Source organism: Halobellus clavatus, from assembly GCF_900107195.1.
GTDB classification, from domain to species: domain Archaea; phylum Halobacteriota; class Halobacteria; order Halobacteriales; family Haloferacaceae; genus Haloquadratum; species Haloquadratum clavatum.
This window is the reverse complement of record NZ_FNPB01000018.1, coordinates 1-20399: the sequence shown is the minus strand read 5'-3', so window position 1 is coordinate 20399 and position 20399 is coordinate 1. Positions and strand designations below refer to the sequence as shown.

At 64.3% G+C, this 20399-nt stretch carries 22 protein-coding genes, 2 tRNA genes and 1 rRNA gene; 14 read left to right on the top strand and 11 right to left on the bottom strand.

Going from position 1 to position 20399, the window contains the following annotated elements; translation table 11 throughout:
* Window positions 1-40 precede the first annotated feature (40 nt).
* Window positions 41-113 (top strand) — tRNA-Arg (locus BLU74_RS17060).
* A gap of 294 nt (window positions 114-407) precedes the next feature.
* Here BLU74_RS17060 and BLU74_RS19110 read toward each other — a convergent pair.
* From BLU74_RS19110 to BLU74_RS17050, 3 genes are all read right to left on the bottom strand, one after another.
* Window positions 408-548, bottom strand: coding sequence for a hypothetical protein (locus BLU74_RS19110; protein ID WP_175454693.1), 141 nt, complete (start codon window positions 546-548; stop codon window positions 408-410).
* Window positions 549-573: 25 nt separating this feature from the next.
* On the bottom strand, window positions 574-1062 hold the full coding sequence (locus BLU74_RS17055; RefSeq protein WP_089769527.1) for a type II toxin-antitoxin system death-on-curing family toxin: 489 nt from the start codon (window positions 1060-1062) through the stop codon (window positions 574-576).
* A 262-nt stretch (window positions 1063-1324) separates the two neighbouring features.
* The gene (locus BLU74_RS17050; RefSeq protein ID WP_089769525.1) at window positions 1325-1915 is read right to left on the bottom strand and encodes a TetR/AcrR family transcriptional regulator; all 591 of its coding nucleotides are present in this window, start codon (window positions 1913-1915) and stop codon (window positions 1325-1327) included.
* A gap of 177 nt (window positions 1916-2092) precedes the next feature.
* On the opposite strand from BLU74_RS17050, the gene BLU74_RS19105 reads away from it, so the two are divergent.
* Window positions 2093-2239, top strand: coding sequence for a hypothetical protein (locus BLU74_RS19105; protein WP_175454692.1), 147 nt, complete (start codon window positions 2093-2095; stop codon window positions 2237-2239).
* Window positions 2239-3738, top strand: a complete 1500-nt coding sequence (locus BLU74_RS17045; RefSeq protein WP_089769523.1) for an MATE family efflux transporter — start codon at window positions 2239-2241, stop codon at window positions 3736-3738. The genes BLU74_RS19105 and BLU74_RS17045 overlap by 1 nt, the downstream gene beginning before the upstream one ends.
* A gap of 28 nt (window positions 3739-3766) precedes the next feature.
* Here BLU74_RS17045 and BLU74_RS17040 read toward each other — a convergent pair whose 3' ends face one another.
* Entirely contained in the window at window positions 3767-5122 is a 1356-nt protein-coding gene (locus BLU74_RS17040) for an MgtC/SapB family protein (RefSeq protein ID WP_089769521.1), read from the bottom strand.
* Window positions 5123-5299: 177 nt separating this feature from the next.
* Here BLU74_RS17040 and BLU74_RS17035 point away from each other — a divergent pair, with 177 nt between their 5' ends.
* The 6 genes from BLU74_RS17035 to BLU74_RS17010 all read left to right on the top strand — a co-directional run bounded on the left by BLU74_RS17035 (window position 5300) and on the right by BLU74_RS17010 (window position 11767).
* Window positions 5300-6499, top strand: a complete 1200-nt coding sequence (locus tag BLU74_RS17035; protein ID WP_089769519.1) for an ABC transporter substrate-binding protein — start codon at window positions 5300-5302, stop codon at window positions 6497-6499.
* 70 nt (window positions 6500-6569) lie between these two features.
* On the top strand, window positions 6570-7685 hold the full coding sequence (locus tag BLU74_RS17030; RefSeq protein WP_089769580.1) for a FecCD family ABC transporter permease: 1116 nt from the start codon (window positions 6570-6572) through the stop codon (window positions 7683-7685).
* Complete coding sequence (locus BLU74_RS17025; protein WP_089769517.1) at window positions 7685-8590, top strand: ABC transporter ATP-binding protein; 906 nt, start codon at window positions 7685-7687, stop codon at window positions 8588-8590. Before BLU74_RS17030 ends, BLU74_RS17025 begins: the two co-directional genes overlap by 1 nt.
* Window positions 8591-8640: 50 nt before the next feature.
* A complete protein-coding gene (locus BLU74_RS17020) occupies window positions 8641-11133 on the top strand; it encodes a DUF5059 domain-containing protein (RefSeq protein ID WP_089769516.1) in 2493 nt (830 codons plus the stop codon).
* An 84-nt stretch (window positions 11134-11217) separates the two neighbouring features.
* Window positions 11218-11505: a DUF7552 domain-containing protein gene (locus BLU74_RS19710; RefSeq protein WP_089769514.1), complete on the top strand. Its 288-nt coding sequence runs from the start codon at window positions 11218-11220 to the stop codon at window positions 11503-11505.
* A gap of 25 nt (window positions 11506-11530) precedes the next feature.
* Entirely contained in the window at window positions 11531-11767 is a 237-nt protein-coding gene (locus tag BLU74_RS17010; RefSeq protein WP_089769512.1) for a DUF7542 family protein, read from the top strand.
* 88 nt (window positions 11768-11855) lie between these two features.
* Here BLU74_RS17010 and BLU74_RS17005 read toward each other — a convergent pair whose 3' ends face one another.
* Together BLU74_RS17005 and BLU74_RS19525 are read right to left on the bottom strand one after the other, a co-directional pair.
* The gene (locus tag BLU74_RS17005; protein WP_089769511.1) at window positions 11856-12647 is read right to left on the bottom strand and encodes a DUF7260 family protein; all 792 of its coding nucleotides are present in this window, start codon (window positions 12645-12647) and stop codon (window positions 11856-11858) included.
* On the bottom strand, window positions 12640-12765 hold the full coding sequence (locus tag BLU74_RS19525) for a hypothetical protein (RefSeq protein WP_281241872.1): 126 nt from the start codon (window positions 12763-12765) through the stop codon (window positions 12640-12642). The genes BLU74_RS17005 and BLU74_RS19525 overlap by 8 nt, the downstream gene beginning before the upstream one ends.
* A gap of 108 nt (window positions 12766-12873) precedes the next feature.
* On the opposite strand from BLU74_RS19525, the gene BLU74_RS17000 reads away from it, so the two are divergent.
* The gene (locus tag BLU74_RS17000; protein ID WP_089769509.1) at window positions 12874-13911 is read left to right on the top strand and encodes a zinc-dependent alcohol dehydrogenase family protein; all 1038 of its coding nucleotides are present in this window, start codon (window positions 12874-12876) and stop codon (window positions 13909-13911) included.
* A 110-nt stretch (window positions 13912-14021) separates the two neighbouring features.
* Here the strand turns inward: BLU74_RS17000 and BLU74_RS16995 are convergent, their stop codons facing one another.
* The 3 genes from BLU74_RS16995 to BLU74_RS16990 all read right to left on the bottom strand — a co-directional run bounded on the left by BLU74_RS16995 (window position 14022) and on the right by BLU74_RS16990 (window position 15836).
* Window positions 14022-14636 (bottom strand): VOC family protein, encoded by a 615-nt coding sequence (locus BLU74_RS16995; protein ID WP_089769507.1) that lies wholly within the window; start codon window positions 14634-14636, stop codon window positions 14022-14024.
* Window positions 14637-14716: 80 nt separating this feature from the next.
* Window positions 14717-14875: an HVO_2142 family zinc finger protein gene (locus BLU74_RS19100; protein ID WP_175454691.1), complete on the bottom strand. Its 159-nt coding sequence runs from the start codon at window positions 14873-14875 to the stop codon at window positions 14717-14719.
* A 112-nt stretch (window positions 14876-14987) separates the two neighbouring features.
* Window positions 14988-15836: a hypothetical protein gene (locus tag BLU74_RS16990; protein ID WP_089769505.1), complete on the bottom strand. Its 849-nt coding sequence runs from the start codon at window positions 15834-15836 to the stop codon at window positions 14988-14990.
* A 292-nt stretch (window positions 15837-16128) separates the two neighbouring features.
* On the opposite strand from BLU74_RS16990, the gene BLU74_RS16985 reads away from it, so the two are divergent.
* From BLU74_RS16985 to BLU74_RS16970, 4 genes are all read left to right on the top strand, one after another.
* Complete coding sequence (locus BLU74_RS16985) at window positions 16129-17454, top strand: CoA-binding protein (RefSeq protein WP_089769503.1); 1326 nt, start codon at window positions 16129-16131, stop codon at window positions 17452-17454.
* A gap of 568 nt (window positions 17455-18022) precedes the next feature.
* On the top strand, window positions 18023-18244 hold the full coding sequence (locus BLU74_RS16980) for a UPF0175 family protein (RefSeq protein WP_089769501.1): 222 nt from the start codon (window positions 18023-18025) through the stop codon (window positions 18242-18244).
* On the top strand, window positions 18245-18751 hold the full coding sequence (locus BLU74_RS16975) for a PIN domain-containing protein (RefSeq protein ID WP_089769499.1): 507 nt from the start codon (window positions 18245-18247) through the stop codon (window positions 18749-18751).
* A 44-nt stretch (window positions 18752-18795) separates the two neighbouring features.
* Window positions 18796-19596 carry an SWIM zinc finger family protein gene (locus BLU74_RS16970; RefSeq protein ID WP_089769497.1) on the top strand — a complete coding sequence of 267 codons (801 nt, stop codon included), beginning with the start codon at window positions 18796-18798 and terminating at the stop codon, window positions 19594-19596.
* Between the two features lie 250 nt (window positions 19597-19846).
* On the opposite strand, the gene BLU74_RS16965 is transcribed toward BLU74_RS16970, so the two are convergent.
* A tRNA-Cys gene (locus BLU74_RS16965) sits at window positions 19847-19922 on the bottom strand.
* Window positions 19923-20080: 158 nt separating this feature from the next.
* Window positions 20081-20202: ribosomal RNA gene (gene rrf, locus BLU74_RS16960) — 5S ribosomal RNA — on the bottom strand.
* Between the last annotated feature and the right edge of the window lie 197 nt (window positions 20203-20399).

Below are 20399 nucleotides of genomic sequence, written 5' to 3'. Positions count from 1 at the left end.
TCACAATCGTTATACCACCGGCCGGTCTACTCGTCTTCGAGGGCCCGTAGCTCAGTGGACAGAGTCCCTGGTTCCGGACCAGGATGTCGCGGGTTCAAATCCCGTCGGGTCCGTTTTCCTGCGAACGAAGTGAGTAGTGAAAACGCAACCTGCGGGATTTGAAGCAGGGAGCGAACGGAGTGAGCGACCGAGGTTCAAATTCCGTCGGGTCCGTATCGTTCTCATCGTATGACAGCGGCGGGGTCGACACCGAAATACTCCAAGGCGCGTGCTTTCGTTCGACAGGTGATGTTCAGTGGTGCATCGGTGGGGATCGCGTACAGGCAACGCTGGGTTCGATAGAGAAAATCTCTCGCGGATTAATTGCTCTGACCGGATCCGACTAACGATCTCTCAGTACAGTCCGGTTATTCGTCTTCGAGAGCGTCGTAAATGTCCCGGTTCGAATCTCGGTCGTCCGCCGCGACCCGCCGAACCAGTTCCCGCCGGATGTCCGCCATCACGTCGTCAAGCGGGGAGGTCGTTTCTGCGCCTTCTTCGGTGGCCATACCTGAATGGACGCGTCGAACGCCGTTAATCATTCGGATCCGAGGAATCGCCGGTCAACTGATCGAGCCCGTACCGGACGAGTTCCTCTCGCCATTCCTCGATCTCGCCGGCCAGATCCAGCTCTTCCGTGTGGGATCGGAGATACTTGGTGGTGTCCTCCTCATCAACCGCCGCTTCGTCGGTCCCGAATTCTTTCAGGATCGTTCTCACTTCGTCGTCGTACTCGAACCGATACCCGTTGAGGAAGTAGAAGACGACCGTCACGTTGAGTGCGGTCCGTTTGTTCGCATCGACGAACGGGTGATTGGCGACGAGGAATCGGAGGAGGTGGAACGCCTTTTCGTGGATAGTTTCCGGTGCGGAGTCGAAGCTGCCCGCTTCGATGTAGTCTAATGCGAACTCGATGTCGCCACGGTTCCGAATACCGGCGGGAGTATCGGAGTACTCCGCGACGATGTCGTCGTGGATGGCGACGACGTCTTCGACCGACGGGCACCACAACGAGTCGGCCATTCGCTCCAATCTCGACACTGCACGAGTGTAGATGTTGCTATGGATGGGCCGGGTGAGAGACGTCAGAAATCACCGTTTTCAGGACGTCGATTTCGACCGTCTGACGCCTGAAAGATGAAGTCGTTCGACAGTCGAACCAGCGCCCGTCGGGTCCGTTTTGTGGTGTATCCGTGTGAACGAGCCGTGTCTCGCTTCGTGGCGGATCCCCTGCACCGGGCTGGTCAGTACGCCTCGGTACGCGGAGCGAGGGCGCTCGATGGGGTTACCGGAGCGTCGCGTCGACGTACTCGCGAGCGGTCTCCCGGGCAGTCTCGAACGCGCCGACGTCGTCCAGCACGACCGAGCGGGTCCGAGCCCCGTCGACGATGGTCATCAGCGATCGGGTGACGTGATCGGCGTCGACATCGCGGAACACGTTCTCGTCGATGCCGTGGTTGATGACTGCCTTGAGCATGTATCGGATGTACTCGTCGTTCTGCCGGAAGCGATCCTCGAAGGCGTTCTTGTGGGGAGCCTGCCCTCGCATTTCGAGGAGCGCGACAGAGAGGGCTCGGTTCTCCTGGGGGGTGACGAGGAGTTCGTCCAAGAGCAGTTCGAGTCGCGCTTCGGGATCTGTCGTCTCGATCTCGCGGATCGAGTCGACGAATCGTTCGAGGAGGTAGTCGAGGAAGGCGGCGAGCAGAGCCTCTTTGGTGTCGTAGTGATAGTGAATCGCGGCCGTCGATTTGCCGTACTCGTCGGCGATCCGCTTGATCGTCAGGTCGGCGTAGCCGTGCTGGCGAAGCGCCTCGTAGGTCGCCTGCATAATCTCCTCGTTCGGCCCGCCGGCGGACCGGTCCGATGGTTCGGCCATCGGCCTTCGCTTGCTCCCGCGGTAGGATAATCGTTGTGACCGAAGGGATGTGGAGACGTATCAAACGCGTCGGTCAGTCGTATTCCGGCGATTCGATCCGGATAGGATCAATTTTCGTGATTGTTTCGGGTTCCAAAGCCTTTTGACTAACTGGTCAGTAAGTACGATACTGACACAATGGACGACGATACGCCGGCCGAGGCCTCGGAGACGATGTCCCGAGCGCCCAGCCGGAACGGACCTGTCGATCTCGCGGTCGGCTCCCGACGCCCCGCGCGGCGAGCCGGCGCGGGAGACGCCCTCACACCGGAGGCGACGCGCTGATGGGGCTCCTGAATCGGGTCAGTTCCCTGTTCAAGGGTCCCGAAGAGTTCGATCTCACGTCCGGCGACATCGCGAAGCCGCTGTTCTTCCTGTCGATGCCGATCGTGGTGACGAACCTCTTCCAGACGGCGTACAACCTCGCGGACACGTTCTGGCTGGGCCAGTACAGCACCGACGCGCTGGCGGCGATCAGTTTCGCCTTCCCGATGGTCTTTCTGCTGATCTCGCTCGGGATGGGCATCTCCGTCGCCGGCAGCGTCCTCGTCGCGCAGTTCACTGGCGCGGGCGAGGAGCGCGAAGCCGAGTACGCCGCCTCACAGACGGTTTCGTTTGCGATCGTCGGTTCGATCCTCCTCGGAGCCGTCGGCTACGTCGGCGTCGACGCGTTCCTCGAACTGTTGGGGGCCTCAGAAGACGTCCTCCCGATGGCGACGAGCTATATGGAAGTCATCTCGCTCGGGCTCGTCTTCATGTTCGGCTTCTTCGTCTTCATCGCGCTGATGCGCGGCTACGGCGACACCATCACGCCGATGCTCGTGATGTTCGGGTCGGTCGTGTTGAACATCGTCCTCGACCCCTTCCTGATCTTCGGGTTCGCCGGGAACCCCCTGTTCGGGATGCTCGGGCTCGGTGGCCTGGAGGCGTCGTTGCTCGTGGCGACCGGCTACACTGGCTCGGGCATCACCGGCGCGGCCGTCGCGACCGTGTTCTCGCGGGCGCTGGCCCTCGTCGTCGGGCTGGCGATTATGTTCCGTGGGAACCGTGGCGTCCAGATCCGGCTCCGCGATATGGCGCCGGATCTCGCGTCCCTCCGCCGACTCGCCCGAATCGGAGTTCCGGCGTCGGTCGAGGGCACGGGCCGAGCGCTGTCGATGAATCTGCTCTTGGTCATCGTCGCGCTGTTCCCGGACACGGTCATCGCCGCGTACGGCATCGGGACGCGCGTGTTCTCAGTCATCTTCCTGCCCGCCATCGCGGTCGCGCGCGGCGTCGAGACGATGACCGGCCAGAACGTCGGCGCCGACAAACCAGAACGGGCAGCGACCGCGGCTGGGCTAGCGGCGAAGGTCCTCTTCGTCGTGCTCACCGGCGCTGGTGTCCTGGCGTGGATGGCCGCCCCGACCATCGCGGATCTGTTCACCACCGATCCCGCCGTCGTCGACGTCACGACCCGGTTCCTCCGCTACGTGGCGCTGAGCTTCGGGTTCATCGGGATTATGCGGGCGTACACGGGAAGCCTCCGCGGGGCGGGGCGGACGCTCACCGCGGCGGCCATCTCCGTGTTCATGCTCGGCGTCGTCCGGTTCCCGATCGCGTGGATCGCCGCCGGCGAGATCGGAGAGACGGGCATCTGGATCGCGTTCGCCGTCTCGAACGTCGTCGGCGCGGTCGTCGCCTACGCGTGGTATCGGCGCGGGACGTGGCGGGAGAGCACGCTCACGGAGTCGAAAGTCGACGTCGAGGAGCCCACCCTCGAACGTCCGGCGAAGGGCGATTGAGCCCATCGCTCCGCGCCACTGCCCGACATCACAGCACCTGAACGCCCAGGACACCGACCAGCCCCAGGAGCGAGAGGTACGCCGACCGGAGGACGACCGGACGGAACAGGTCGCGGTTGATGCCGACCGCGAGCCACACTTTGACCAAGATGCTCGCGAGCGTGCCGGCGAGGACGCCCTGCGCAGCGACAGCGGGAGAGACCTGCCCGGTGCTCGCGAGTGAGACGGCCGTCGTGGTGGTGGTCCCACTGGAGAGCAACCCGGAGAGGAAGCTCGTCACCAGAAATCCCGCGGTGCCGAAAATCTGCTGTGCGCCCGCGGTGACGACGAGCACGACGAGAAACAGGAGTCCGAACGTCAGTGCGTTGGCGCTGCTGAACGGCGAGTCGAGGTCGAGTTCCATCTCTCCCCGCCAGGTCCGCTCGTAGCCCGTCAACAACAGGCCGCCGACGGCGATGAGCCCGAGCGGGAGCCCGACGCCGAACGCAGACTGCGGAACGAACGCGACCACGATAACGAGATTCCGAACGGCCATCGCGGCGTCCGCGATCAGGATCGTCGCGACCGCGAGCCCGAACGTGTCGACGTTCGTCTTGGCTCGGTTGGCGATCTCGCCGATGACGGCGGTCGAGTTCACCAGCCCGCCCAGAAAGCCCGTGACGAGCATTCCCCGGCCGCCGTAGCGCTGCATCAGGGCGTAGTTCGCGAAGCCGATGCCGCTGACAGCGATCACGAGCATCCAGATGAGCCGGGGCTCGATGGCGTTCCAGGGACCGTACGTGCCGGCGGGCAGCAGCGGGTAGACGACGAACGCGATGATCGCGAACTCCGCCGCACTGCGGACCTCTCGGTGTGAGAGGCGGTTGGCGAACGCGTGCAGTTCTCGACGGAGTACCAGGAGGAACGACGACGTGATCGCGATGACGACCCCCACGAGGACGTAGTCGGTTCCGACGAGGACGCCAACGGCGTACGCGACGAGGAGCGACGTCGACGTCGTGAGTGCGAGGCTCCCGCCCTCGTCGGCTGCGTCCTCAGTAGCGGTCGAATGGACGGAATCGTCAGTGGCGGTCGAATGGACGGAATCGTCAGTGGCAGCTGAATCGACGGAGCGAACGGGGCTGGTGGCTTCGGCGAGGAGGCCACGAGCGCCGAGGAGGACCCCCTGCACCAGAACCAGGAGGCCCCCGGTGGCCAGGAGAACGGGCCCGCCGACGATGGCGGCCGCGACTCCGAGGAGACTCGTGAGTGTGAACGTCCGGATCCCGGCGGACTTGTTCGACCACTCGCGCTCTAAGCCGAGCAACATCCCCAGCGCGCCCGCGACGAAGAGATTGAACACGTTCGTGTCGATCGGGAGGGACTCGAGACCGAACGCAGCCATCGTTACCACCCGGTAGTGTGGCGCAAAGTGGCTCGCGAATCCACGGTGAACATAGTTATAAGTATAGATATGTTGTCTATGTATAGTATATAGTTATTCGGCTCCGGGAGACGAGCCGGAGTTTAGGCCCGCCGAAACTTCGAAAGGGACTTTAATATTTAGGCTGGCCTAAAGAGTATGTCACACGAACGGAGCGGGACGGAGCAGGCGACGCGGCGAGACTGTCTCCGGTACGGCGTCGGCATCGCGACCGCAGGCGCACTCGCGGGGTGCAGCGGCCGGTCGGGAACAGGCGATGAAGACGCCGCCACGGCGACCGACACAGAAGCCGCGACTGGCACCGAGGCCGGAGCAGAGAGTCCCACCGAATCGTCCGATCGAGAGTCATACAGCGTCGAGTTGGTCCCCGTCGGAACGGTCGCCTTCGAGTCGGTTCCCGACACGTGGGTCGCCAACAACGGGAGCTGGGCGGATATGGGGATCGCGCTGGGACAGGAGCCGCCGGCGGCCGTCTGGCTGCCGAGTCGCTACCACACGCAGTACTACGACGAGATTCCCGGGGTCAGCGTCGACGGGAGCGAGATCGAGAAGCTCTGGGGCGACGGTGGCGTCGGGAAGGAACAGTTCTACGCGCTGGACGCCGACGTGCACGTCTTCGATCCGAACTTCCTCCTGAACCGCGGCGAATGGAGCGAAGGCGACGTCGAAGAACTCCGGACGCAGGTCGGGCCGATCTTCGGCAACAGTAGCTTCTCGCGGAACTACGGCTGGCACGACGACTACCGCTACTACACGCTGTACGAGGCCTTCGAGAAGCTCTCACAGGTGTTCCAAGAGGAGGAGCGCTACGAGGCGTTCGAGGCGATCCACGACGACTTCCAGGCGGCGTTGGCCCCGGTTGTCCCCGCCCGGAGCGAACGGCCCTCGGCGGCGGTCGTCTGGGGCGGCGGCGACCAGCCCGAGACCTTCTATCCGTACGTCATCGACGAGGGAACGAGCTTCAAGCACCTCAACGACCTCGAGGTGAGAGACGCGCTAGCGAACACGGCCGTCAAGGACTTCTACGCCAGCCGCGGCGCGATCGACTTCGAGACCCTCCTCGACGTGGATCCCGAAGTCCTGTTGATCCGGGGCCAGGAGGCGAAATCCCGCACGGAGTTCCGCGACACGGTCGTCGCGTTTCTGCGAGAGCACGAGATCGCTCGCGACCTCACCGCGGTCGCGAACGACGACGTCTACCGCGCGGGGCCGCTGTATCAGGGGCCCATCTCGAATCTGCTCGTGACCGAACGGCTCGCGGGGGCGCTGTACGACTTCGAGGGAGAACTGTTCGACCGCCAGCGCGTCGCCGACGTCGTCGACGGGACCTTCGAGTGATGCGCCGCGACGCTGATCCTGCTCGGTGGGAGCGGTGGCCGACGAACGGGACGAGCCGAACCGAACGGCGATGACGGCGAGCGAGCGAGCGATCACCGCCGACGCCGACAGTTCGAGCCGGTGGCCCGGGGTAGTCGACAGCGCGCTGGTCACGCTCTGTCTCGGGAGCGTGCTGGTCGTCGTCGCCGGCGGCCTGATTCAGGTGAGCTTCGGCTCCTACTCGATGTCCGCGCTCCAGGCGTGGCAGGCCGTGTTCAACCCGGAGGTGGTGTTCGACCCCGAGGCGTGGCAGGCGTTCGTGTTCGGCACCGAACTCCCCGAGATGAACCGTCGGAGCCTCATCGTCTGGAACATCCGACTGCCGCGGGTGTTCGTCGCGGTGCTCGTCGGGATGAGCCTCGCGGTGTCCGGAGCCATCTTCCAGGCCGTCACGCGCAACGAACTGGCGAGTCCGTTCATCCTGGGCGTGAGTTCCGGCGCGGGGTTCGCGGTGCTTCTGACCCTCGTCGTGTTCAGCAGCCTCTCGCCGCTGCTCCCGCTCGTTGCGGCCCTCGGGGGAACGATCGCGTTCCTGCTGGTGTACGTCATCGCGTGGAAGAACGGGACGAGTCCGGTCAGACTCGTCCTGGCCGGCGTGATCGTCAATATGGTGTTCCAGTCGCTGCAACGGGGGCTGTTCTTCTTCGCCGACGACCTCGGAACCGTGCAATCTGCCATCGCGTGGATCACTGGCTCGCTCACCGGCGTCGGCTGGGAGCAGTTCCGGATCGCCCTCGTTCCGACGCTGGTCGCCGTCGTCTTCGCGCTCGCCGCTGCGCGGCAGTTGAACGTCCTCCTGCTCGGCGAGCAGACAGCCAGCTCGCTGGGGATGCAGGTCGAGCGCATCCGGTTCCTGCTGTCGGGCGTCGCCATTCTGGCGGCGAGTGCGGCCATCGCGGTCGCGGGAGTCGTCGGGTTCTTCGGGCTCGTCATCCCCCACGTCGTGCGCCTCGTCGTCGGCGGCGACTACCGGCGATTGCTCCTCGGCTGTGTGTTCTTGGGGCCAGCGCTGATGGTCGTCGCCGACGTCGGCGCGCGCCTCGCGTTGAGCCCGGTGCAGATTCCCGTCGGCGTCGTAACCGGGCTGATCGGCGGCCCGTACTTCCTCTATCTTATGCGCAAGCAGCAGAATATCGGTGAGCTCTGATGCACGACAACGGCCGATTCGAACGGACGGATCCGACCGGCGAGAGCAGCGAGCCAGCGCCTGAATCGAACGGGGCGACCGGGCGAGGCACCGCCGACAGGCGGAAATCCGCAGTCGAACTCCGCGGCGAGAAACTCGCGATCGGCTACCCGACGACCGACGAGCCGGTCGTCGAGTGCGAAGCCGTCCTCCTGCCCGCGGGCGAGGTCACCGCCCTCGTCGGCCCGAACGGCAGCGGCAAGAGCACGCTGCTGAAGGCGATGGCCGACCAGCTCACCCCTGAGGCGGGACGAGTCCGCATCGACGGCGAGGCGGTGCAGTCGATCGAATCGAAGGAACTGGCGCAGCGGCTCGGCCTCCTGTCGCAGGAGCACGACTCCCCCGCCAGCCTCACCGTCGAGGAACTCGTCTACCACGGCCGGTATCCCCACCGGGGGTTCTTCGAGTCCGTCGGGGCGGACGATCGGCGGGCGGTCGAGCGTGCGATCGAACTGGCGGGCGTGGCAGACCTGCGCAACGAGACGATGCAGAACCTCAGCGGCGGCCAGAAACAGCTCGCGTGGATCGCGATGGTCCTCGCACAGGAGACCGACGTGCTCCTCCTCGACGAGCCGACGACGTATCTAGATCTCCACCACCAGCTCCGCGTGATGGAGGTGATCCGGACCCTCAACCGCGAACAGGGCGTCACCGTCGGCGTCGTCCTCCACGACATCGGGCAGGCCGCCCGCTTCGCCGACAACCTCGTCGCGATGAAAGACGGTGAACCGTACGACTGGGGCCCGCCGCGAGACGTCGTCACCGAGGAACTCCTCTCGGACGTCTTCCGTGTCGATGCCAGCGTCGACGGCGACGCCCCGACCGGACCCCATATCGCCCCCCACCGGGCGATCGACGAGGATTAGGCCCACCTAAAAATCGAAGCGACTAAGTTGTTTTAGGCTAGCCTAAAAATATGGCACCGCAGAGACGCGACGTGTTATCGGTCAGCGCGGCCGCATTGGCGACGCTCGGCCTCGCAGGATGTAGCAGCCTACAAACGACTGGGACGACGACCGAAACGGGCTCCGAAAGCGAGACTGGGACCGAGACGGGCAAGTCGAATCCTGTTGGGGTCACGGCGAATGCAGCTGTCGCCGCCGAGTGGAACGCCTACCGAGCCCGGGTGTGGGACGCGCTGGCATTCGGTGTCGCCGGTGAGCCGGGATCGGGCTCGCAGGTTGTCCAGAACACCTTCGCGCGGTTCGAGGGAGCGACCGGCGAGTACGGTGCCCACGAGGTGCTCGAATCGACCGGGGAGAGTAATTACGAAGGGTTCGAGGAGGCACTCGGCGCGCTCCGAACCGAGGGACTCGCCGCGGATAATCTCGAACGCGCTCGCGAGGCGGCGATAGACGCCGACGATGCGCTCTCGTCGGCACAGCGGACGGTCGTCGACGGCGCCACCGCCGACGCGCTCGACCTCCAGCTGCTCGGCGTCACGGCACAAAACGCCGAAATGGCTGCCACCGTCGGCGACGTCGAGAGCGCTGGGACTGTCGCCGAAGCGGTCCGGAGTCGCTTCGAGGCGTCATCGGCCTCCGAGGCGCTCGAATCTGCCGATGGCGATGTCTACGGCCGCTTAGAGAGCGCACTCGATGGAGTCGTCGCCGCAGCCGGAAGTGGGGACGTCGAGGGGGTCCGAAGCGAGGCGGCGGCTGCGTTCGTCGCCGCTATCGAGGGGAGCTACGTCGTCGCGCCGACGGAGACCCACGCCGGGACTGGACACCTGTCGGCGATTCAGTCGCGCGGCTGGGATGCCGCCGCGTTAGCCAGCGAGGGCGGATCCTCAACGAACGGCGCTCACGCTGCGGGACTCACGATCTATCGGGCCCGCGTCCACGATGCCCGCTGGCTTGCGGCAGTCGGTGAGCCCGGCCGGGCGTCGACGATAGTCCAAGACGTCTTCGCGCACTTCGAGGGCGCCCGGGCCCACGAGGCGCTCGAATCGGCAGACGAGGACGCGTACGAGGGCTTCGAATCCGGACTCTCGTCGCTTCAGTCCGCAATCGAATCCGGCGATGCCAGCGGTGCCGACGAAGCGCTCGCGGCGGTCGACTCGAACCTCCTAACGGGGATCGAAGCGCTCGGGGGATCGAGCGCGCCGCTGCTCGAATCGGCATTCTTCCGGGCGCGGTTCGCCGACGCACGGGAGCGCTACCGCCGTGGGGAGGGCGAGGTCGCCGGCTCGATCGCCGAGGATCTCTTCGCGCGCTTCGAAGAGAACGAACTCGGCTTCCACGAGACTGTGGAGTCGACCAGCGAGGAACTGTATGCGAGTTTCGAGGAGGAACACCTCAGTGGCCTCATCGACGCCTTCAGCGCCGGTGACGACGACGCGGTTGTCACCCACTACGAGGGGGTGCAGTCGACGCTTCTCGAGTTCGAGACGGCTGCCGGCTCGGACGCAACGGTGAGCGGTGCCGAAGCGGGCTATATGGCTGCCCGCGGCTTCGACGCCTCAGTCCTCGCCGCCTTGGGTGACGACGCACGAGCGCAAGCGATCGGACAGAGTGCTTTCCAGCACTTCGAGTCCGGTGCGGGCGGCTACCACGAAGCACTGGAGGAGGCCGACGAATCGCAGTACGAGACCTTCGAGTCCGCGTTGTCGGCACTCATCGACGCTGCCGGTAACGGCAGGGACGTCTCCTCAGCCGCGACCCGGTTCAACGCTGAGGCCGTCGCATCAGTCTACGCCATCGTCGGCGAGAGTGGGGGCAGCGGCTCTCACGGGGAGGCCGCAAACAGAGTACTGCAGGGTGTCTTCGCGCACTTCGAGGAGGCACGCGTCCACGAACTCGTCGAGGAGGCCGACCGGAACGCCTACCAGACGTTCGAGGCGCAACTGAACGCCTACATTACCGCACTCGACGAGGACGGCAACGTGAATGCAGCCGCCGAAGCGTTCGCCGACGCGTCCCAGTACGCGCAGTTCGCGCTCGTCGACGCCGTCGAGGACCTCCCGCTCGGTCTGGATCTCGCTGGCGGAGTCGGCGGCTCGGGCGACGGATCAGCGTCGGGGGGAGTTGACAGTTCGGCTCTCCAGGGTGGGCCGAACGTGGTCGAAGGCATCCCCGAAGACGCCGACCACATCATCGAGATGCAAGCAGTGGCATTCGAGCCGAGCGAACTCACAGTCTCACAGGGCGACACAGTAGTCTGGAGTCACGGCGCCGGCGAACCACACTCCGTGACGGCGTACGAAGAAGAAATGCCGGACAGTGCAACCTACTGGGCTTCTGGTGGGTTCGAGTCGCAGTCGGCCGCAGAGTCCGGGTGGGAGAATGGCACCGGAGCGGTCCAATCCGGCCAGTCATTTGTCCACACCTTCGAGACAACCGGAGTCCACGAGTACGTCTGCATCCCCCACGAGGCCGCCGGAATGACTGGCACTGTCGTCGTCGAGTGAACGGCACTCGGCCCGGTCCCAACTACGGTGTGAGCCGAGGTGTCTCCGATTCCCTCTCTCAGGACCCTCCGAACCGAGATTGAGATGCTCGCGACCGATGCTGGCGAGTACACCGTCGTGTGTGCGCGGACGGGTGTGCAGCCAGTGCCCGTTGTCGGCCATCGGTTTCCGGACCGCGAAACGGCCGAGCGCGCTGCGCGGGCCGCCGAAGAGTACCGGGCGGCGCGCCGTCGGGACGATCACCGACTCCGTCGTCACGACCTGATAGCCACGGACGATGGAACGTGTGACTCTCTCGATCACAGAGGCGTCACACAGAGCCGGAGCCCAGCCGGCGCTGAGAGCCGCCGGTGGGACGAACCACGGCGTTAAGTACGTCTCGGGCGTGGTTCCGACAATGAATCGGAAGCGCGCGACGGTTACGTGTCCGGAGTGCGGCCTGCGGGAGACGTTCGAGAAACTCGCGGCTGCACGTGGGGTCATCGAGACCCACCGATCAGAGACCGGACACGAGGCGACGTGGGAACTCCACCGGCTCTCGTCGGGGGTCGAGCGCGCCGGTGACGAGGCCGGTGTCTGCGGGCGCGAATCGTGTCCGACCACGGACTCGCCGCTGTACATCGGAGAGGACTAGCGCGTCGACGCGAGGTCGTCCAGCGCGACGGCCTCACCGACTCCGAGCGGCGGTTCGCTCGAGTGGGAGAGGTGGTCACCGACGGCGATCACCGGCCGCCGATCGCGTCGTCGAGTCGATCACGTCGCCGCCGGCACTCGCGGATCCCGCGGAGGAGCGCGTCCAGCGCGGGGTACGTGGTGTCGCGATCGCCGAAGAGGTACTCGACCACCGTGTCGTGAGGGATGCCCGCCTTCACTTCGGCGGCGGTCACGGCGTCCAGCGTGGACTGCCGCGCGCGGAGCGCCGAGGTGAGCTCCTCCGCCAGATCCACCGCCGTCGTACGGCGATCCCACAGTTCGCTGTCGGCGGCCAGGATTCGGGTCGAATCGTCCGCGGAGGGGAGTGAGCGCTCGGCGCGTTTCAGCGCCGCGACCGCGTCGTCCAGCGACGAGCGCTCGCGGTCGAGCGCCCGGAGCATCACTCGGCTCTCTGCGAGACGTTGGCCGACGTGATCAAGGATCGCTTGGCGCAACGGCTCGGTAAACTGATTCCCACCCCCCTCGGCGGCGAGCGCGACGGCGACCTCAGTGCTCAGTTCGCTCGCCAGCGCGCCGCGGACTCCAGTCGACGCCGTCACGTCCACGTGGGGAACGACCTGCTCCTCGAAGGCCGAACGGATCCGGCGGCATCGATCGCCGGTCGTTCCGGTGGCCTCGGTCGTCCAGCCGGACGACGCCGGGCGCGCCTCGATGCCACCGACAGAGACCGGATCGGTCTCGCGGACCGTCTGGCGGAACTGTTCGAAGGCTCGATGCTGGCGCTCGGTGGCGCGTCGCTCCGCCCGGACGTGCCCGCGCGCTTCGGTCAGATCCGAGACGGCGGCCGCGACGTCAGGCACGGCGGTTCCCCTCCCACGCCGATTGCGATCGACGACGTTCCAGATACGACCGTCGAGAGCCCGGATGCGACACGGCGGCGCTCGCTCCGGTCCCTGCGGACGATTCGGTCTCGTGCATATTTTAGGTATGCCTAAATCATTGTATAATCCTTTCGCCCCACGGGTGCGGCGCGCGGCCGGCGCGGTCGATCCCCGGGCTTTTGCTCGCGCCCGACAGAACGTCGGTATGCGCGCAGCAGTCTATCACGGACCGCGAGACGTCCGTGTCGAAGACGTTCCCGAACCGGAACTGGACGGCCCGGACGATGCCATCGTGCGAGTGACTCACACCGCCGTCTGCGGGTCGGATCTGTGGTTCTACCGCGGCGAGAGCGACCGCGATCCGGGATCGACAGTCGGCCACGAACCGATGGGAATCGTCGAGGCCGTCGGCGAGGACGTCCGCTCGGTGGCCCCCGGCGACCGAGTGTTCGCGCCGTTCAAAATCAGCTGTGGCTCCTGTGAGTTCTGTCGAACGGGACTCCACACCTCCTGCGTCGAGAGTGACGGCTGGGGCGGCGACAACGGCGGCGCGCAGGGCGAGAAGGTCCGCTGTCCCAACGCCGACGGGACCCTCGTCCGCGTGCCGGATCGGTACGCCGACGACGAGGACGCCCTCCGGTCGCTCCTCCCGCTGACAGACGTGATGGGAACGGGCCACCACGCGATCGTGAGCGCCGGCGTCGACGCCGGAGACACGTGCGTGGTCGTCGGTGATGGCGCTGTGGGGCTGTGCGCTGTCCTCGCCGCGCATCGGCGCGGCGCGTCGCAGATCGTCGCCGTCGGCCACCACGAGGACCGCCTCGCACTCGCCGAGGAGTTCGGTGCGACCGACGTCGTCGCAGAGCGGGGCGAAGCGGCCATCGACCGCGTGCGGGAACTGACGGGTGGCGGCGCCTCCCACGTCGCCGAATGCGTCGGAGCCGCCTCCTCGATGGAGGCGGCGGTGGAGGTCTGCCGACCGGGCGGCACCGTCGGCTACGTCGGCGTCCCGCACGGCCTCGACGGCGGACTCGACCTCTTCTCGTTCTTCGGCGACAACGTCACGCTGCGGGGCGGCGTCGCTCCCGTTCGGGCCTATGCCGAGGAACTGATGGCCGACGTGTTGCAGGGAACGCTCGATCCCGCGCCGGTGTTCACGAAGACGGTCGATCTCGAACACATCGAAGACGGGTACCGGGCGATGGACGAGCGCGAGGCGATCAAAGTGCTCGTCGAGGTGTAGGGGGTCTTTCGGGCCGAAGGTCGGACTCGCGCGACGCGTCCGGCCTCTTCGGACGACCGTCTCGGTTCGCTAGACGCCCTGCTTACCCGGTGGCGTCGCTGGACGTCCCGCTACTTGACGCCGCCGACACCCGAGGCCGCGTCGGGGAGGTCGTGTGCCGTCGCGTCGAGACCTAACGCCTCGAGGGCGGCTTTCATATGCTCGTCTTTGGCGTAGTCCGCCCCGTCTTCGACGCGGAGTTCCTGGGCCTTCGCGAGCACGTCGCCCCGGCGGTCGTCGGGGATGTCGTACTTGTCGGTGGACAGTTCGATCACGAGGCCGTTGTTGTCCTGGGTGTAGAGCGAGAAGAAGATTCCCCGATCGAAGACGTTGTAGTTGCGACCGGCGTCGTCGAGGGCGGCGGCGACGTCCTCGAAGTCTTCGGGCGCGATGCTGAAACAGAGGTGGTGGACCGAGCCAGTCCCACCGCGTTGTGGCCCGCGGTTCGAGGCGCGGTCGCCGACGAACACCGTCAGGATGCGGCCGTCGCCGGTGTCGAAGAAGAGATGCGTCTGCGAGGGGTCGTCGAGGTTCGGTTGTCGGAGGACGAGCGGCATTCCGAGCAGGTCACGATAGAATGCGACGGTGTCCTCTTCGTTACTCCCCCAGATGGTGATGTGGTCGGTCCCCGTCGTGTGAAACGGGCTGTCGGGCTTCTCAGCAGTGACTGGCGTTTCGTCGCTCATACCAGTCCTACCACCGCCAGGAGCATAAATAACGGAGTGACACCGGTGTCACCGCGCGGGGTCGGTGTCCCGCGGTCCGATCAGTCGCCGGCCGTCCCTACGAACGTGTCTCGACGGTAGCGGCACTGCTCACAGAAGAACTGCGCGTAGCCGGCCGGTTGCACGCCCGTGAACGACATCTCCTCACCGCAGTCGGGACACCACTCGTCGTCGACGCCGGACGGTCGCTGAGTCGACATACCCGTGTGAGTGCGACCCACCCATATTACAGTTCCGATCAGTAATGATCGTTACTGCACGTTACGGAGTGGTGAGTGACTCGACGAGTCGACCGAAAGGAGGGTGCGGTGATCAGTACCGCGAGGGGAGGTAGGCGAAGCCGATCATAAAGACCGCCGTGAGGAACGAAAGGATGCTCACGCCCCACAGCCCGTTCTTGTGGAGGGTGTACTGATCGATCTCCTGGGTCTGCTGGTTGTAGCTCTCGAAGTCCTGGGTCAACTGCAGCGTCGACTCGTCCGCGAAGTGCGCGAGGTACGTCTGTCCGTCGAGGGTGACGTTGTCGTGGTTGCTGACGCCGATGGTGTTCGTCCGTGGCGCGTTCCACGCCAACGTGACCGCATCCGTGGTCACGGAGTCGATGGTGGTGCTGTTGCCCTCGTAGTCGAGGGTGTCGCCCTGTGCGTACGTCCGGGTCTCGGGGTCGGGGAAGTACTCGGCGGCGGCGACGAGTTCAGAGTCGTTGAGGACGACGTACTGGGTTCCGTTCTGTGTCACCATCTCGCTGCTGGCATCGGGGTCGTCCTGCAGGATGGCCGTCTCGTTCAGCTCTTCACGGAGGGTGAGCGAGGTCGGCTCTTCGGCGTCCTCGACGAGAACGCGCCACTCCTGCCCGTCGTAGCTCTGCGTGGTGTTGTTCTCCCACGTGGCGGTGTAGCGCGCCGAATCGTTGGTGTACTGGAGTTCACCCTCGACGACGGTCGTGACCGCGCCACCGTGATCGCCGCCCTGCTCGGAGGTAGAGATGCTCGAAACCGTGTAGGTCTGTCCGCCGGCCTGGAACTGATCGCCCTGCGCGAGCTCGTACTCCGGATTCTGGAACTCGACGTGTGGCGCTTGCGCCGTCGCGATCAGGGAGTACGAGGCCGCACCGATGACGATGAAGAGTGCGACGTAAATCGCCGCGGCACGTCGTTGCATATCTCCGGATTTGACCACGTGGCGTATAACGGTTACCGTTTTCGCGAACCAGCGGGAACGAGCAGGTCCGGCGACGGCGCTGGTGCGTCGGCACACCGCGACCAGCAGCCGGTCGTTCGATTCTGCCGTCGTGATCCCGTGCGTGATGCACCGGTCTCCCGACCCGATCCATCAGAACGGGCAATCGTCGGGTTCGACGGGGTGGCGACGGGAACGGCCCGGTTTGTTATGATCGATGATTTTGTATGGATCGCTTCGAAGTCTACTTGAGCATCTATCCGATGAATTTCTTATGGGAATTTCGGACCTGTTCGATCCACAGAGTATCGCGGTCATCGGGGCGTCGGCGACGCCGGGCAAACTGGGCAACGATGCGATGGCGAACGCGAAGGAGTTCGACGGCCCGGTCTATCCCGTCAATCCGTCGGGCGACGGGACGGTCTACGGATACGAGTTCGTCGACTCAGTCGCCGATACCGACGCCGACCTCGCGCTCTGTTGTGTTCCGGCGCCAGCGACGCCGGACGTCATCGAGGACTGCGGACGAGCCGGGGTCGGTGCCGCTGTCGTCTTCGCCGGTGGATTCGCAGAGGCCGGTGAAGCGGGCCAAACGCGACAGGCGGAGATCAGACAGACCGCCGAGGAGTACGACATTGCGGTCCTGGGCCCGAACACGGCCGGACACATCATCCCGCACAAGAACATCTTCAGTTCGTTCGTCCCCGGCTTCGACGAGATTGAGCAGGGTGACGTCGCAGTGGTCGCACAGAGCGGCGGCATCGGCGTGACGGCGACGTTCCAGTTGGAACGAGAGGGGTATGGCATCTCCGGAATGTACGGCCTGGGGAACCGCGTGAACACTGATTTCGCTGACGTCATCCCGAAGCTCGACGAAGATCCCCAGACGAAGGCGATCGGACTCCACATCGAGGGAACGACCGAGATCGACGAGTTCGCCGAGGTCGTCTCGGACGCGACCACCCCGATCGTCGCACTCAAATCAGGCAACCGGATGCGCGACTTCGTGCAGGCGCACACGGCCGCACCGAACCAGACGTACGAACGCTACGAAGAGATCCTCACCGCCAACGGAGGAGCGATGGCCGGGTCGGTGACCGAACTCCTCGATGCGAGTCGCGTCCTCGCAAAGTCGCCCACCCCGGCGGGCCCCAACGTCGGTCTCGTCACCGCACAGGCCGGTCCCGGGATTATGATGGCCGACTATCTCGCCGAGCGCGGTGCTACCTTCCCCGAACTGACCGCCGAGACCCAAGACCAACTCGACGACCTGCTCCTCGGATTCACCTACGACGAGAACCCCGTCGATACGGGCCGACCGATGCCCGAGTTCGGTGAAGTCATCGACACTGTCGCCCGGGACGACAACGTCGATATCGTGCTCGTCTATGAGATCTTCGAACACTCGCTCGGCTACCCGATCGACGAACTCGAGACGCTCTCGGCGGAACTGGACAAGCCGATCGTCTTCACCGTTGCCGGTCCGTACGACCCGCTCGAACCGGACCGACAGCGGATGGAGGAACTCGGAATTCCGACGTTCGATGCCCCCGAACGCGGTGCGTACGCCACGTCGGTACTCGTCGACTCGGTTCGCTGAGTCTCGTTACGACCACTGGTGTCTCATCGGGTCAAGTTGAAACGCGCGGGCGAACTTCCCGCTTCCGGACGTTACTGTCTACTTCCTCGATATCGTGTATCTACGACGCCTGTACCGGGGAGACGGACCACTCGTCGTCAGCGTCACGCAGGCTCCGGGGATCGAATCCGAGAGGCCGGCGTCGAGTCAGTCGGCCGCCGTGATGGCGCGGTCTCCGTAACGATCGCTTCGTCGGATATCGACCGGCATACGTAGAAGAGGTAACCGTCTGACACCCTCGGCCCAAAGGGCGAAACTGAGATCGACGCCTGTGTGATTGACTCCAGACCCGCTGCACCCGAGGGTTGTCGTCACTGTAAATCGAAAATTCAAGCCAAGGGCCCGAATTAAGGCAGTGTTTTAAGTATAATAAGCCATCACATCAGGTGAAATATCTCCAAATCGCCCCAGATAGCGGATGAATCGATGTTTTTGTCTTAGATTACTATTGGATGGCAATCCGGTGAGTCGATGAGTGCCCCCGTCCCACGATAGGTTATTAGGTCCGTGGATCCGATTACTACGTACGATGGCCTCTTCCAGTAGTGAGTCCTCCGACGAACTTGCGACCGCGGTGGGTCGGTACGTTCTCGGCGACCTCTCGCTCGGACGTGCTGCCGAAGCGGCGGGACTGTCCCGATGGGAGTTCGAAGAAGTGCTGGAAGACGCTGGCTTCACGTCTCTCTACGGGCCACGAACTGACGACCAGTTACAGCGGGAGATCGACGTTGCACTCGACCTCGACGAATAGATGCCGGACGGATACCCGCAACCGGTTTTCCCTGACGCAACTGTCATCAGTAATTTCGCCAGTACGAGCTCGGTTAAATTTCTCGTTCACCTACTCGAAGCTCCGATCGTAGTACCCGCAGTCCGTGACGAGATTGAACGGGGAGTCAAACACGGTCACGAGTATCTGACCAGCGCCGTCGAGGCGTTCGACAACGGACTGGCAGTCAGTGACGTTCCACCCGAAATAGGGAGGGTGAGCCTCTATGAGCGACTTGATCCAGGAGAAACGGAAGCGTTGCGGGGAGCCGTTGAACACGACGGGACGATCGCCACCGACGACCTCGCAGCACGCCGTCTTGCAACGGAACTGGATATGCCGGTCACTGGATCGATAGGCCTCCTCGTCCTCGGCATCAAACGCGAGCATATCGACAGCGAAACCGCGGACGAATGGCTAGAGGTCTGGCGGGACGAACGTGGCTACTACGCCCCCGTCGAGAGCGTCACCGAACTATTAGATGAATAGAGCCGCGAACGGACGAGAACAGGACCAACAAGTCCTCCCCAATCGTGGACCTCAACAACGAAAAAATTCGGGAGACCTGTACCGACGCGGTGTTCGATCGCGGGCGGGACTACCGCAACGAAGGGCGCATTCAGCGAATCGAACAGTTTGGCGACGTGGTTACAGCCGCGGTTCAAGGGACGAGTCTGTACAACGTGACCGTCGATCTAGGCGAACACACCATCGATGCGCGGTGTACGTGTCCTTACGAGGGAGCGGGCGAATGCAAGCACGTCGTCGCAGTGCTGCTGGACGTCGTCGCCGATCCGCTCCAAGAGGAGAGCGAACGCGTCGAACGGGTTATCCAGGATGTCTCGTCCGACGACCTACACGCGTTCGTGCGCGATACACTCGCCGAAAACCCGGACCTACGGGAGCAGTTTCTCGCTCGGTTCGGCGACGGCGGCAAGTCGGTCAAAGAGTACCGTGACGAGATCGAGGAGCTGTTCGACCAGCACACCGAGGACTATCCAGTCGTTACAGAGGCCATCGACTTTGCTCACTTCTTCGAAGTAGCCGAGCAGTACCGCGAGCGCGAGCGCTACCGGGCGGCCGCAACCGTCTACCGTGCGCTGTTCGAGGGAATCGACGACAACCACGTCCGCATCGACGCCGCATACGATCACTACGCCAAGGCCTTGCGGTCTGCGCTCGATGGGTACGTCGACTGCGTGCTCGCGGTCGACCCAAGCGACAGCGAATTCGAACAATACGCCAGCGTACTCGAAACACAGGCGATATCCGAACCGCGGATCAACGAAGAGGAGTTCCGACGTGCGCTCGACGACTTCAAAGATCGACGATGACGTATCCCAGCCGAGGTGAAATCTGACCGTCTACAGAGAAGGGCCATTTTTGATATCGGTCCCAAATACTCGATAGGGAGACGCGCTGAATCTGTCCCTACGACGGTACTGCGAGACACCCGTGAACGTCGCTTGTGGACCTTCGATGGATGTGCTTCTGAAACTTCTGTCGTGTTCCCGAGATACCGCTTTCAAAAACGAAGATATGCCAAGACATAGTCGTCTTGGGCCTTTATGGTATAGGGTAGAAAGCCAAGGGCCGGATTTGAACCGGCGATGATCCGCTCTGCAGGCGGACGCGTTCGGCCAGACTCTGCCACCTTGGCGCACCTCTACGTACTGCGTTTCGGCGTTTAAGCCTAGCGGTCCGTCGCGGTACGGGAGCGTACCGCTGTTCGGCGAGCGATTGACCGTCGCATCGCTCGCGCGTTCGAAATAAAAAGCGCCCACGAGATCGCTCCTCGTGGGCGCTGAAGTATGAATGGGTAGGCGGCGAGCCAGTGTTCCCAGAGGATCGCTCACTCCAGTACTACCTCGCACGCTGGCAGGCTTAACTTCCGTGTTCGGGATGGGTACGGGTGTCTCCCTGCCGCTCTGGCCGCCTTTATGCCGACTGACGGACTCGAACCGTCTCGAACCCTCGATTTCGATTTCGATTTCGGTCTCGATCTCGAGTGTTCGTGCCAGTGTCGGTTGGGCTGCGTACGTGACCGTGTGATATGCGCGCAATCCAGCTTCCGCCTGAACCCGCTCGGCGCGTGGTTCTGCGGTGAGTCTCGGAAACCGTTCCGGATGTTGTTCCA